Source organism: Streptomyces anandii JCM 4720 (assembly GCF_014650655.1).
In the GTDB taxonomy this organism is placed as follows: domain Bacteria; phylum Actinomycetota; class Actinomycetes; order Streptomycetales; family Streptomycetaceae; genus Streptomyces; species Streptomyces anandii.
This window is the reverse complement of sequence record NZ_BMVJ01000009.1, coordinates 60,794-73,264: the sequence shown is the minus strand read 5'-3', so window position 1 is coordinate 73,264 and position 12,471 is coordinate 60,794. Positions and strand designations below refer to the sequence as shown.

At 73.4% G+C, this 12,471-nt stretch carries 12 protein-coding genes; 5 read left to right on the top strand and 7 right to left on the bottom strand.

Features of this window, described 5'->3' with window-relative positions:
• A partial coding sequence (locus IE249_RS37645) for a helix-turn-helix transcriptional regulator (protein ID WP_229858744.1) occupies positions 1-369 on the top strand: 369 nt, incomplete at its 5' end.
• On the opposite strand, the gene IE249_RS17780 is transcribed toward IE249_RS37645, so the two are convergent.
• The 3 genes from IE249_RS17780 to IE249_RS17770 all read right to left on the bottom strand — a co-directional run bounded on the left by IE249_RS17780 (position 348) and on the right by IE249_RS17770 (position 4,099).
• Positions 348-2,051, bottom strand: coding sequence for a glycoside hydrolase family 55 protein (locus IE249_RS17780; protein ID WP_189705814.1), 1,704 nt, complete (start codon positions 2,049-2,051; stop codon positions 348-350). The two genes, IE249_RS37645 and IE249_RS17780, sit on opposite strands and share 22 nt — an antisense overlap.
• Positions 2,052-2,148: 97 nt before the next feature.
• Entirely contained in the window at positions 2,149-2,670 is a 522-nt protein-coding gene (locus IE249_RS17775) for a type III secretion system chaperone family protein (RefSeq protein WP_373304409.1), read from the bottom strand.
• The gene (locus IE249_RS17770; RefSeq protein WP_189705813.1) at positions 2,663-4,099 is read right to left on the bottom strand and encodes a glycosyltransferase; all 1,437 of its coding nucleotides are present in this window, start codon (positions 4,097-4,099) and stop codon (positions 2,663-2,665) included. The genes IE249_RS17775 and IE249_RS17770 overlap by 8 nt, the downstream gene beginning before the upstream one ends.
• A 243-nt stretch (positions 4,100-4,342) precedes the next feature.
• Here IE249_RS17770 and IE249_RS17765 point away from each other — a divergent pair, with 243 nt between their 5' ends.
• The 3 genes from IE249_RS17765 (at position 4,343) to IE249_RS17755 (ending at position 8,141) form a co-directional block, all read left to right on the top strand.
• Positions 4,343-5,173, top strand: a complete 831-nt coding sequence (locus IE249_RS17765; protein ID WP_189705812.1) for a class I SAM-dependent methyltransferase — start codon at positions 4,343-4,345, stop codon at positions 5,171-5,173.
• A gap of 210 nt (positions 5,174-5,383) precedes the next feature.
• Complete coding sequence (locus IE249_RS17760; protein WP_189705811.1) at positions 5,384-6,499, top strand: C40 family peptidase; 1,116 nt, start codon at positions 5,384-5,386, stop codon at positions 6,497-6,499.
• Positions 6,500-6,803: 304 nt separating this feature from the next.
• A complete protein-coding gene (locus IE249_RS17755) occupies positions 6,804-8,141 on the top strand; it encodes a PP2C family protein-serine/threonine phosphatase (protein WP_189705810.1) in 1,338 nt (445 codons plus the stop codon).
• A 326-nt stretch (positions 8,142-8,467) separates the two neighbouring features.
• Here the strand turns inward: IE249_RS17755 and IE249_RS17750 are convergent, their stop codons facing one another.
• From IE249_RS17750 to IE249_RS17740, 3 genes are all read right to left on the bottom strand, one after another.
• Entirely contained in the window at positions 8,468-8,812 is a 345-nt protein-coding gene (locus IE249_RS17750; RefSeq protein ID WP_189706008.1) for a DUF2516 family protein, read from the bottom strand.
• Between the two features lie 102 nt (positions 8,813-8,914).
• Positions 8,915-9,631, bottom strand: a complete 717-nt coding sequence (locus IE249_RS17745; protein ID WP_189705809.1) for a hypothetical protein — start codon at positions 9,629-9,631, stop codon at positions 8,915-8,917.
• Positions 9,632-9,823: 192 nt separating this feature from the next.
• Positions 9,824-10,366, bottom strand: a complete 543-nt coding sequence (locus IE249_RS17740; RefSeq protein ID WP_189705808.1) for a helix-turn-helix domain-containing protein — start codon at positions 10,364-10,366, stop codon at positions 9,824-9,826.
• Between the two features lie 162 nt (positions 10,367-10,528).
• Here IE249_RS17740 and IE249_RS17735 point away from each other — a divergent pair, with 162 nt between their 5' ends.
• Entirely contained in the window at positions 10,529-11,632 is a 1,104-nt protein-coding gene (locus IE249_RS17735) for a MerR family transcriptional regulator (RefSeq protein ID WP_189705807.1), read from the top strand.
• Here IE249_RS17735 and IE249_RS17730 read toward each other — a convergent pair.
• The coding region (locus IE249_RS17730; RefSeq protein WP_229858741.1) for an aminoglycoside phosphotransferase family protein at positions 11,633-12,471 on the bottom strand (839 nt) is incomplete at its 5' end.

Here is a 12,471-nt window from a genome sequence, read left to right as displayed (position 1 = left end):
GAGGAGCATCTGCGGCACGGCTCCCCCGGCGGCGGGCGTCCGCCGCGCCGTGACCCGCGTCTCGCCCGCCGGCTGCGGGAGTTGCTCGACGAGCGCGTCGCGCACGGGCTCGCGCTGGAGGAGGCGGCGGCGCTCCTCGGCGCTCATCCCGCCCATCTGGTACGGGCGTTCAGTACGGCCTACGGCATCGCCCCGCACCAGTACCTGATGTCCCGCCGGGTCGGCCGCGCCCGCCGGCTGCTGCTGGAAGGGCGGCCGCCGGGCGAGGTGGCCCCGGCGACCGGCTTCTACGACCAGGCGCATCTGACCCGGCACTTCAAGCGGCTGGTCGGGGTGACGCCGGGGCGCTACCGGCTGAGCGCGCGCTGAGCCTCGTAGAGGTTGCGCGGACGTACGACGCCGGTCGTGCCGTACAGCTCCAGGCGGGAGTGCAGGTCGCCGGTGAAGTCGGGGACGTCGGTCTGGTCGAACTCGGTGACCTCGTTGATGCCGACGGTGGCGGAGTACGGGGCGAGTCCGTCGATCCTCATGAGGCCCGCGCGGCCGTTGGTGACGCGGATGTTCCAGTGGGTGAAGCGGGCACCGAACAGCGGCCCCGCGCTCGCGTCGCCGCCGTGGCGGCCGTTGTTGTCCACCGTGATGTCGGTGCGCACGTCGGCGAAGGGCAGGCCGCGGTGGCTGTCGAAGGTGCCCATCCGCATGTCGCCGCGCGACCAGACGTTGTACGAGGACAGGCCCTCGACGTTGATGCCGTGCAGCTGGGTGCCGGGCGGGGCCGGGACCGTGCGCTGCTCGATGGTGAAGTCCTCGATCAGGTTGTCGTGGGAGCCCTCGCGGCAGAAGTAGGGGTGGTGGGAGCCCCGGCCCGCGACCCGGGTGCGGCGCAGGGTGCAGGCGGAGGCGGCCACCAGGCCGAAGCCGTTGTCGACGTTGCGGACGACCACGTCGTCGGCCCAGCAGTCGTAGGCGCACTGCAGGACCACGCCGTTGTAGCCCTTGTCGAGCAGGTGGGGCGACTGCGGGGTCTCGACCGCCTCCAGGGTCAGGCCCTCCACACCGGAGCCGGTCAGCTCTTCCACGTGCGTGGTCAGCCGGGGATCCCACTCTGGGCGGACGTCGAGCGGGAGGGGGCGTTCGAGGGTGACCTCGCGGCCGCGTACGCGCGCGATGCGGACCGGCCACTCGTAGGGGACGTAGGAGGTCAGCTTGGTCTTGTCGTCCCAGTTGTACGCCTCGGGGCCGGGGCCGCCGCCCGCCATGTGCTGGAGCAGGGTGTGGCCGGCGTCGTCGGCGAGGCGGAGCAGGACCAGCCGGCCGGGGTGCAGGGCGGAGGCGTCGGCGACCCGCACGGTCCACGAACCGCGCTTCGCCGGTCGGACCGTGGTGAGGGTGGTCCACTCGTCGCGCCTGTTGCCGGTCCATCCCTCGAACGGCCAGGCCCTGGACCGGATCGCGTCGGCCAGGGAGTTCCAGCGGGCCTCGGGCGCCAGCCAGATCAGGCCGCCGGCCCAGGACCAGGACGACTTGTCGCCGCCGTAGCGGGAGCCGTAGACGCCGACCAGTTCGGTGAGGTTCTTCGTGGCGTACAGCGTCGTACGGCCGCTGCCGGCGCCCCGCAGGACGACGTCGGAGTGGCCGATGCGGATCAGGCCGTCGACGCGGAAGGTGCCGGGCGGGATGGTGACCGTGCCACCGCCGGCCCGTCCGGCGTCGGCGATGGCACGGTTGATCGCGGGGGCGCAGTCGGTGGTGCCGTCGGGCACGGCGCCGTAACGGGTCACGTCGGCGACCACGGGTCGGCGCGGGAGGCGGGCGGCGCCGCCTCGGCAGCCCGCGCGGCCGACATAGGGGATCTGGGGATGGGTGACGGGGGTGCGCGCGAACTCCCGCCAGAGGGAGGGCACTTCACCATGTGCGTCACTGGGAGCGGCGGGCGCCGCGGCCGCCGGCCGGCCGCCGGTGACCGCGACGGCCGCCACGGTGACGGCGCCCGCGAGCAGGGACCGTCTGCCGATGCCCGTGCTGCCGCTCATGCACAACCACCTCTTCATCGATTCATGTTTATGAACGTTGTTCAGGTGTGCGTTGGTGATGAGCATGCCACGGAGACCGATGGCGGGGAAGTGGTACGGCTGGGGAGCCTTCGAGTCAGTCCGAGGGCCGCTGGGTCAGGTGTGTGAACGCCTCGAGATTGCGCGTCGACTCGCCGCGCGACACGCGCCAGGCGTACTCCCGGCGGATCGCGGAGGCGAAGCCGAGCTCCAGCAGGGTGTTGAAGCTGCCGTCGGCCGCCTCCAGCACCTGCCCGAGGAGACGGTCGACCTCGTCGGGGGTGATCGCGGCGAGCGGCAGCCGGCCGGTGACGTAGATGTCGCCGAGCTGGTCGACGGCGTAACTCACGCCGTACAGCTTGAGGTTGCGCTCCAGCAGCCAGCGGTGGACGCCGGACTCGTTCTCGTCGGGGTGCCGGATGACGAAGGCGTTCAGGGACAGCGAGTGACGGCCGACGATCATCGACAGGGTCGTCGACAGCTTCCGGGTGCCCGGCAGTTTGACCACGTAGGTGCCGGACTCGGGGCTCTCCCAGTCCAGTTCGGCGTCCTTCAGGACGTCCTCGACGACCAGCGCCGCGCGCTGCTGCTCCGTCCCGTCACCCATGGCCTCACCCATGGTGGGAGCGTACGCGACGGCGGTGGGCGTGCAGCGCGGCCGTATAGGCCTCGACCGTGGCGGCCGCCGAGGCGTCCCAGCCGAAGTACTGCGCGTGACGGGCGGCGGCGGCGCCCATCCGGTCCGCGAGCAACGGGGCGTCGGCGAAGGCGTCGAGCACGCGCGCGTAGGCGGCCGGGTCGTGGCCGTCGACCAGGAACCCGGTCTCGCCGTCCCGCACGGCCACCGGCAGCCCGCCGACGGCGGCCGCGACCACCGGGGTGCCGGCCGCCTGCGCCTCTATGGCGACCAGGCCGAAGGACTCGCTGTAGGAGGGCATGACCAGCACCGACGCGGCGCGGAACCAGTCGGCGAGCTGGTCCTGCCCGACCGGCGGCCGGAACCGCACGACATCGGCGATGCCGAGCCGGGCCGCCAGCTTCTGCAGCCCCTCCGGCCTGGCGAGGCCGCTGCCGCTCGGGCCGCCGACCACCGGGACGACGATCCGCGAGCGCAGCTCGGGCCGCCGATCCAGGAGGACCCCTACGGCCCTCAGCAGCACGTCGGGGGCCTTGAGCGGCTGGATGCGGCCCGCGAAGAGGGGGATCAGGGCGTCCGCCGGGAGGCCGAGGCGGGCGCGGGCGGCGGCGCGGGAGGCCGCGACGTCCTCGACGCGCAGCCCGGCCCGGCGGTCGTGACCGGCGGACCGGCCGGGGAGATGGAGCGGGCCGGCGGCAGTGGCGGGCGCCCCGTACGGCTCCGGGCGGAATCGGCCGAGGTTCACGCCCGGGTGGACCACGGCGACCTTGCCGGGGTCGGCGCCGTAGTGCCGTACGAGCTCGTCGGCCTCCTCGTCGGTGTTGGCGATCAGCCGGTCGGCGGCCGCCACGATCTGGGTCTCGCCGATGACCCGGGCGGCGGGCTCGGGGGTGTCGCCGTCGGCCAGGTTGGCGTTCTTGACCTTGGCCATGGTGTGCATGGCGTGCACCAGCGGGACGCCCCAGCGCTGGGCGGCGAGCCAGCCGACGTGGCCGGAGAGCCAGTAGTGGGAGTGCACGAGGTCGTAGTGGCCGGGGCGGTGGCCGGCCCACGCCTGCATCACGCCGTGCGTGAAGGCGCACAGCTGGGCCGGCAGGTCCTCCTTGGCCAGGCCCTCGTAGGGTCCGGCGTCGACGTGCCGGACGAGGACGCCGGGGGCGAGTTCGACGGCGGGCGGCAGGCCGCCGGCGGTGGCCCGGGTGAAGATCTCCACCTCCACGCCCTGCGCCGCCAGCCGCTGGGCGAGCTCCACGATGTAGACGTTCATGCCGCCGGCGTCGCCCGTGCCGGGCTGGTGCAGCGGTGAGGTGTGCACGGAGAGCATCGCCACGCGGCGGGGCCGGCGGTGCAGCCGCAGCCGCGCCGGTACCGCCGGGGAGCGACGCGCGAGCCTGCCGGCGTACTGGCTCACGGGGCGTTCCTCCTTGCTGCGGGCATGCCGGACGTGGGGCACTGAGTGCCCCTGAAGGAGCAACGCCGTGAAGGGCGGGCCCCTTCCCGTCGGCGCGTCCTTTGCCCAATCATTGCCGATCCTCGCTCAACCGTTCGACGCCGGGGGGCGTGGCGTGCGCGCCCGGGTTCGGCATCCCGCGCGGGACGTGTTCTTGGTTACGCGGGTGCGTACGGCACCGAGTGCCCCCATACCCTCGTATCCATGACATCCCGCGCAGCGACCCGGCCGGCGACCCGGCCCGTAGGAACGGTCACGCGCGGCACGACCAACCCCAACCGGCTGCGCCGCATGGACCGCTGGATCGCGGCCGTGCACGGCGCGGAGCTGCGCCGCGCCCCCGATCCGGTGGCCGTCGACCTCGGCTACGGCGCCGCCCCCTGGACGGCGGTCGAACTGCTGCACCGCCTGCGCACCGCGGCCCCGCACGCGCGCGTGGTCGGCGTCGAGATCGAGCCCGCACGGGTCGCGGCCGCGCGGCCCTACGCCCGCGAGGGCCTCGACTTCCGGCACGGCGGTTTCGAGATCCCCGTGCGGGGGCGGCCGCAGCTGATCCGCGCGGCGAACGTGCTGCGGCAGTACGACGAGGCCGAGGTCGCCGCCGTCTGGGAACGGCTGTGCGCGCGGCTCGCCCCGGCGGACGGACACTCGCGCGGGGGGCTGCTGGTGGAGGGCACCTGCGACGAGATCGGCCGACGGCACGTGTGGGTGGCGCTCGGCCCCCAGGGGCCGCGCACGGTCACCTTCGCCACCCGGCTCGGCTCCCTGCGGCGTCCCTCCGACCTCGCCGAACGCCTGCCCAAGGCGCTGATCCACCGCAATGTCCCCGGCGAGGCCGTGCACGCCTTCCTGCGCGACTTCGACCGCGCCTGGGCCGCCGCCGCGCCCTACGCCTCCTACGGCGCGCGCCAGCGCTGGATCCGCGCGGTGCGCGATCTCACGGCCGACTGGCCGGTGACGGACGGGCCGGCGCGGTGGCGGCAGGGCGAAGTGACGGTGGCGTGGGAGGCGTTGGCGCCGCGCCGCCCGCTGTGAGGCCGTGTCACCGCCGCCCGCGGTGAGGCCGGGCCATCCCCTGTGAGCTGGGGGGAACGATCTCCGTGAGTCGTTCGTCACAGAGACGGGAACGACAGTCGCCGGGGCGGGGGCCGGCCTCTGTTGTTTTGGGCGGGAACATGGCACGATCCCCCAGACGCCCGTAAGTTACTGACGGTAAATCAGGTAGAGGGGTTGGGGGGCCGGCGTATGGGACGGCGGGGCAGGAGCGGTGCGCTCGCGGCGGCCGTGGCGGTGGTGTGCGCGGTCACCGTGCTGGGCGCGCCGGGTGTGGCGTTCGCCGGCGCACGGCCGGAGCCCTCGCCCTCCGACTCCCCCGCCTCTTCCCCCTCGGTTTCCCCGTCCCCCTCGGTGACGCTCGCGCCGGACAAGGACCTCGAGGCCGTCCGCGCCAAGCTGGACAAGCTCTACCACGACGCGGCCGTGGCCACCGACGCGTACAACGCGGCCGAGGAGAAGGCGAAGAAGCAGTCCGCCGAGATCGTCGACCTGGCCCGGAAGATCGTCGCCGAGCAGCAGAAGCTCGACGGGCTGAAGGACCGCGCCGGCGCCGCGGCCCGCCAGCAGTACCGCACGGGCGGTCTGCCCCCCGAGGCGCAGCTGATGCTCAGCGACGACCCGCAGACCTTCCTGGACGGGGCCGGCCGGGTGCTCCAGGGCGAGCGGGCGACCAAGGCGCTGATCGAGGAAACAGCCCGTACCCAGCGGGACTTGAAGGAGTACGCCGACGACGCGGCCGACCGCTGGCGCAAGCTGGAGGCGAACCGCAAGGCCAAGGCGGCCGCCAAGAAGCGGATCGAGCAGCGCGTCGAGGAGGCCGAGAAGCTCCAGTCCAGGCTGGAGAAGCGGCAGCAGGAGCGGCTGGCCCAGCTGGAGCAGCAGGCCGCCGACCGGGCCCAGACCGAATGGCTGGACACCGGCATCCTCAAGGACGTCAAGGGCAGCGCGTCCGAGGCGGGCGCGAAGGCGGTGAAATTCGCCACCGCTCAGCTCGGCAAGCCGTACGAGTGGGGCGCCCAGGGCCCCAGGACGTACGACTGCTCGGGTCTGACCTCGCAGGCCTGGGCCGCGGCCGGGCATCCGATCCCGCGCACCTCGCAGGAGCAGTGGCGGCAGCTGAAGCACGTGGACGTCAAGGACATGCGGCCCGGCGATCTGATCATCTACTTCGACGACGCCAGCCACGTGGCCATGTACGTCGGGGACGGCGCGATCATCCACGCCCCGCGGCCGGGGCGCACGGTGACGGTGGCGGGGGCGGGCACGATGCCGATCCTGGGGGTCGTACGGCCGGACGCGGGCTGAGACTTGGCGGCGGCTGTGCGCGCGGGGCGCCCCTGGGGACGTACCCGGTGACCTGGGCCACGTGACGGAGCGCACCCCCGGGCGGGGGGCCGGCCCGGGGCACGCGTGACCTTCGTCATCCCCTCGCGGGGGGCGGCCTGTCCAACTCCGGTAGGTATCGCGGCATATGACAGTGGCCGCGGACCGAGCGGGACGCCTCACACCATTCCGCTGCGGCGCCGACTACCGCTATGGTCCCCGTCGGTGGACCGAGGACCCCTCGGGCCCGCCACATGCCCTCGGGGGGAGGGAAGGAACCAGGACAATGCCCGTGCCCGTACCGCGGCAGAGAGCGATCCCGGCCGCGGAGAGCGGCCAGGCGCGGACCGCGCCCCCCGGCGGCGGCCCCTCGGCACCCCAGCCTCCGCAGAAGGACAACAAGGTCGACAAGGACAACCGCAAGGCCGGTCACGGCACCGGCGGCGCCCAGCTCACGCTGCTGCTGATCGAGGACGATCCCGGCGGCTCGGCGGTCGTGCCCGAGCTGGTCGACTCGTCCGGCAAGCCGATCCGTGTCCGCACGGCCCGCAACCTCACCGAGGCCGCGCGGCTGCTCACCGACGACGTCCACTGCATACTGCTGGACCTGGCGCTGCCGGCGCCGGGGCGGTCCGCCGCCCCCGACGACGAGCTGGCCGTGCTCAGGCACGTGCTCGAGCTCGCGCCCCGGCACGCCGTGCTCGCGCTCACCGCGTCCGGCGACGCCGAGCGGGGCGCCGAGGCGGTGCGGGTGGGCGCCCAGGACTACCTGTTCCGCGACGAACTGGACGGGCGGCTGCTGAGCCGTGCGATCCGCTACGCGGTGGAGCGCAAGCGTTCCGACACGGCCGAGCGGCGGCTCGCCGAGGGCAAGCTGCGCGCGCAGGAGAACCGCCGCCTGGAGCGCGGTCTGCTGCCGACCCCGCTGCTGGACGGCTCCTCGCTGCGCTTCGCCGCCCGCTACCGCCCGGGCCGCTCCCGGGCGCTGCTCGGCGGTGACTTCTACGACGCCGTGCGCACGCCCGACGGCACCGTGCACGCCATGATCGGCGACGTCTGCGGGCACGGGCCCGACGAGGCGGCGCTCGGCGTGGAGCTGCGCATCGCCTGGCGGGCGCTGACGCTGGCGGGGCTGTGCGGGGACGAGCTGCTGAACACGTTGCAGCAGGTGCTGGAGCACGAGCGCTCCGACGAGGAGATCTTCGCGACCCTGTGCACGGTGGACATCGCGCCGGACGGGCGCCGGGCCGGCCTGTGCCTCGCCGGGCACCCCTCGCCACTGGTCATCACCCCGGGCCGGCCCGCCAAGCTGCTGCCGTACGAGAACAACGGCCCCGCACTCGGCCTGCTGCCGGGCGCCCGCTGGCCCCGGATGCAGGTGGAGCTGGGCCCGGAGTGGAGCCTGATGCTCTACACCGACGGCCTGATCGAGGGCCGGGCCGGCGACGGCCGCGACGGTGAGCGGCTCGGGCAGGACGGCATGCTGGACATGGTCCGCCGCCAGCTCTCCGAGGGCCTGCGCGGCGAGGACCTGCTGCGCGCCGCGGTCAACGAGGCCCGCGACCTCAACGGCGGCGAACTCACGGACGACGTGGCCGTCGTCCTCCTGGACCGCGAGCCGTAAGGCCCCCGGCCGGGACGGCCGCGCGGCGCGGGCCGGTGCGTAGCCCCTGGCCGGTGGTGAGCGGGGATCGGCGCGCCGCGCGGGCGGGTACGTGACACCGGCGCGAGCGGATCGCGACGCGACGCCCACCGCCCGCCGCCGCACGCACCGCACGGGCCGTCGCTGCCGCTACCGCGCGGGCATTCCCCCTGGGCTCCCCGCGCGCGAGCCGGGTCACGGCGCGCGGGCCGGGTCACGGCGCGCGGGCCGGGTCACGGCGCAGGCCGATGCGCGGTCTGCGGGCCGGTGCGGGCCCCGCGCCGGTCGGGGTGCCGGGCGGGCGGTGGTCAGCGGCCGCCGTTGTACGGGCCGTACGGGCCGTCGCTGCTGCTGCCGCGGCGGCGCCAGCCGTTGCCGCCTCCGGAGACCTGCTTCAGGGCGGGGCGTACGTCCACGATGTAGACGATGCTCGCGATGACGCCGATGACCGGCAGGAACGAGAAGATCGAGAACAGGTAGCTCACCGCGAGCGCGATGGCCAGGATGATCAGCCAGAACACCTTGTTCTGCTTGTCGGCCGCGCGGAAGGCGTCCTCGCGCCGGAAGGCGGCGTCGAACAGCCCGAACGCGGCCAGGGCCATGAGGAGGATCTTCAGGATCCCCAGGAACCCCGCGAAGCCCAACATCAGCATGCCGTCCACCGCCCGTTTCTTCCGACTCCTTGCGGCCACCGTACCCGTAGAACGGGCCGGGCACCCCAAGGGTGCCCGGCCCTCGAACCCGCCGCCTTGGCCTTACTTGACGGGCGGAGTGGTCTTCTTCGCGGCCGGGGCGGTCTTCTTCGCGACCGGGGCCTTCTTGGCCGCGGGCTTCTTCGCCGGGGTGACCTCGACCGGCCCGGACTGGGCGGGCTTGACCTCGGCGGGCTTCACGACACCCGGCTTCGCCGCGGTGGGCCCGGCCGGCTCGGACTTGCGCTCGGTCTTGGGCTCGACCGCGATGGCGAGCTCCTCGACCTCCTCGGCGACGTCCTCGATGCCTTCGGCGGCCTGACCGCGCCAGGTGCGCACGGCCTGCTCACCGTGCTCGGCGACCTTCTCGTAGGTCTCGCGGGCCTTCACGGCGTACTCGGCGGCGACGCCCACACCGCGCAGCGCGAGGTCCTGGGCGCTCTCGCCGAGCTTCTTGAGGTCGGCGTCGATGTTGGTGCCGAACTTCTTCAGGTCGGAGTCCAGGGAGTCGAAGAACTCGGCGACCTTGGTCTGGAAGCTCTCCTGCGTCTCCTTGACGCGGGCACCGGCCTCCTTGGCGCGGGCGGCGGCCCGCTCCTGGACGGCCTTGGGGTCGGTGTTGCGCACCGCGTCGATGCGGGCGGGGGCCTCGGCACGCAGCTGCTCCACCAGGGCGGGCACCTTCTTGGCCTGCTGCAGGGCCAGGTCCGCGGTACCCGCCGCGAAGTACAGCGGCGTGGGGTTGCTGAGGGTCTTGCGCAGGTCGTCGGTGATGGCCATGGTGACGGTCCTCCCGGATCGGTTCACTGTCGCTTGAGGGTTTCTTGGTGTGCCGCGGGTACGGCCGGCGAGCGGCCCCGGCCGGCCGCAGGGCGGAAGCCCCGCCGCCGGAGAGCCGCGTCGGCCGCGTCGGCCATCGGCTGCGTGGGCCGGTGGCCCGTGTGGCCCGCGTGTCCCGCCTGGGCCGCGGGATCAGCCGGCCGTCCGCCGCGGTTCGGCGTCGCTGCCGCCGGACGTTCGGGTACGGCGTCGCTCGTCGGGTCCGGCGTCGGGAGCGGAGGCGGCGTCCCGTATGGACCCACCGCCCGGGCCGGCGTCACCGTCGCCTTCGGCGTCGGCGGCGTCCGTCGCTCTCTCACGCTCCTCGTCGCCGGTTCTGCCGGTCCCGAACCCGTTCTCCTTGCGGAAGGACTCGTAGATCTGGAGCAGCACCTGCTTCTGACGCTCGTTGAGCGAGGGGTCGGCGAGGATGACGGCGCGCGTCTCCACGTCGTCCCGGTCCCGCTCGGCGTCGAGGATGCCGGCCCGCACGTACAGCGTCTCGGCGGAGATCCGCAGCGCCTTGGCGACCTGCTGCAGCACCTCCGCGCTCGGCTTGCGCAGCCCGCGCTCGATCTGGCTCAGATACGGATTCGACACCCCGGCGGCATCGGCGAGCTGCCGCAGCGACAGCTGCGCGTTGCGCCGCTGCTCGCGCAGGTACTCACCGAGGTTGCCGACGTTGAGCGATGCCATGCCTCCACCTTGCACCACCCTCGCTAACAATTGCAAGCACCCTGCTTGCAAAAGTGCCACACACCACTCGCGGGGCGTAGGAGATCCTTGTTGACCTTCACCTTGGGGAAGCCCGCAGCATCGGTGGGGCCGGGCGAAGGGCCCGGTGCGAGGAGGGCGGGTATGGGGCTGTTGACCATCGGGGCGTTCGCCAAGGCGTCCCGGCTGTCGCCGAAGGCGTTGCGCCTGTACGGCGAACTCGGCCTGCTGATCCCCGCCCGCGTCGACCCGGTGACCGGCTACCGCCTCTACGCCCCGGAACAGCTCGACCGGGCCCGCCTGGTCGCCTGGCTCCGGCGGCTGGGGATGCCGCTTGCCCGCATCCGGCACGTCTGCTCGCTGGAGCCGGGCGCGGCGGCCCGTGAGGTCCGCGCGTTCTGGGCCGAGGTGGAGGGCGACACCGCCGCGCGGCGGGACCTGGCCGCCTTCCTCATCGACCATCTGACCCGGAAGGACCCCGCCATGTCCCCGAAGGCGAAGCCTCTCGGCATCCGTTACGCCGCACTGTCCGACAAGGGCCGCGTCCGCCGCGGCAATCAGGACACCGCCTACGCCGGCTCCCGCCTGCTCGCCGTCGCCGACGGGTACGGGAGCCGGGGGGCCTCCGCGAGCGCCGCCGCGGTCGACGCGCTCAAGCACCTGGAGACCGACGGCATTCCGGCGGGCGACCTGCTCAACGTCCTGGAGGACGCCGTCGAACGGGCGCGGCGGGCCGTGCACCGTGTGGCCGCGGACGGCGGCCCGCCCGAAGAAGCGGACGACGAGGCCGGTACGACGCTCACCGCGATGCTCTGGACCGGGGCGGAACTGGCCCTCGTCCACATCGGCGACTCCCGCGTCCACCTGCTGCGCGAGGGAGAGCTGTTCCAGATCACGCACGACCACACCGTGGTGCAGGCGATGGTCGACGAGGGCCGTATCAGCCCGGAGGAGGCGGCGTCGCACCCCCAGCGGTCGCTGCTGCTGCGCGCGCTGGGGCCGGGCGGCGACGGCATTCCCGACCTGCGGCTGCACGAGGCACGGGCGGACGACCGCTACCTCCTGTGCTCCGACGGCCTGCCGGCCGCCGTCCCGGTCGCGGAGATCCGCCGGGTGCTCGGCGAGGCCGGCGAGCCGGACCGGGCCGTACGCGAACTGGTCGCCCTCGCCAACGACTCCGGCGGCCCCGACAACATCAGCTGCGTGATCGCCGACGTCGTGGAGCTCCGGGAGCGGTCCCCGGAGTGATCAGGAAGAGGGGAGAGCCCTGGCCAGCGCCGTCGTGATGTCCTGGCGGCCGGGGACCTCCTCGATCCCGAGCGGCCCGGCCGCCGCGGTGAGCACCTTCTCGATCTTCTCCGCGGCGGCCGGAAGGGCCCGCCGGTCGAGGACGCCGCCCTCGCGCAGCGACAGGGACACCCGGATCACGTCGGTGAAGACCGACTGCGCCCGCTTGAAGTCGAGAATGCGCGGCAGGTCGTCCGCCCATCCGTACGAGAGGTTGCGGCGGATTTCCCCTGACGACCGGCACCACTTCTCGACCATGGCGACCTCCTGGTCCGCCGGATAGCGCATCAGGTAGAGGTGGGTCGCCAGGTCGTAGAGGGGGTCGCCGAACATGGCGAGCTCCCAGTCGATCGTCCACAGCCGGCCGTGCGGGTCGACAATGAAGTTCTCCCGGTGCAGATCCGCGTGCAGCAGACAGAAGGGACGTTCCTTCAACCCGAGAACGCACTTGCGCAGCCTGTTGAACGCATCGGCGCCGACACCGAGCGCGTGGAAGAGTTCCTCGAAATCCTCGCTGTTTCTCTCGTAGACCTGGACTTCCATGAACGTGATCAGGCGCTCGAGGAAGCCGTCGCTGTCACCGTTCTCGGGGCGGTCCCGGTCCGTGCAGCGCCGCTCGACGCCCAGCTGATCGGGCGTGATCCGCATCAGCTCCGGGAACAGGCCCGCGATCTGGCCGAACAGCGGCTCCGGCACCCGCATCCCCGAAGGGCGGTACGCGTTGAGCGTCCGCCCCTCGATGAACGTCTGCAGTCCGATGCCCGCCACGTCCACGATCTCGGGCACCCGGGTGACGTGCC

Excerpts from the sequence above, each read along its gene's own strand:
- IE249_RS17760 (WP_189705811.1), top strand. The coding sequence starts at position 5,384 with ATGGGACGGCGGGGCAGGAGCGGTGCGCTCGCGGCGGCCGTGGCGGTG.
- IE249_RS17775 (WP_373304409.1), bottom strand. The coding sequence starts at position 2,670 with ATGGGTGAGGCCATGGGTGACGGGACGGAGCAGCAGCGCGCGGCGCTG.
- IE249_RS17745 (WP_189705809.1), bottom strand. The coding sequence starts at position 9,631 with ATGGCCATCACCGACGACCTGCGCAAGACCCTCAGCAACCCCACGCCG.
- IE249_RS17740 (WP_189705808.1), bottom strand. The coding sequence starts at position 10,366 with ATGGCATCGCTCAACGTCGGCAACCTCGGTGAGTACCTGCGCGAGCAG.
- IE249_RS17780 (WP_189705814.1), bottom strand. The coding sequence starts at position 2,051 with ATGAAGAGGTGGTTGTGCATGAGCGGCAGCACGGGCATCGGCAGACGG.
- IE249_RS17765 (WP_189705812.1), top strand. The coding sequence starts at position 4,343 with ATGACATCCCGCGCAGCGACCCGGCCGGCGACCCGGCCCGTAGGAACG.
- IE249_RS17755 (WP_189705810.1), top strand. The coding sequence starts at position 6,804 with ATGCCCGTGCCCGTACCGCGGCAGAGAGCGATCCCGGCCGCGGAGAGC.
- IE249_RS17750 (WP_189706008.1), bottom strand. The coding sequence starts at position 8,812 with ATGCTGATGTTGGGCTTCGCGGGGTTCCTGGGGATCCTGAAGATCCTC.
- IE249_RS17735 (WP_189705807.1), top strand. The coding sequence starts at position 10,529 with ATGGGGCTGTTGACCATCGGGGCGTTCGCCAAGGCGTCCCGGCTGTCG.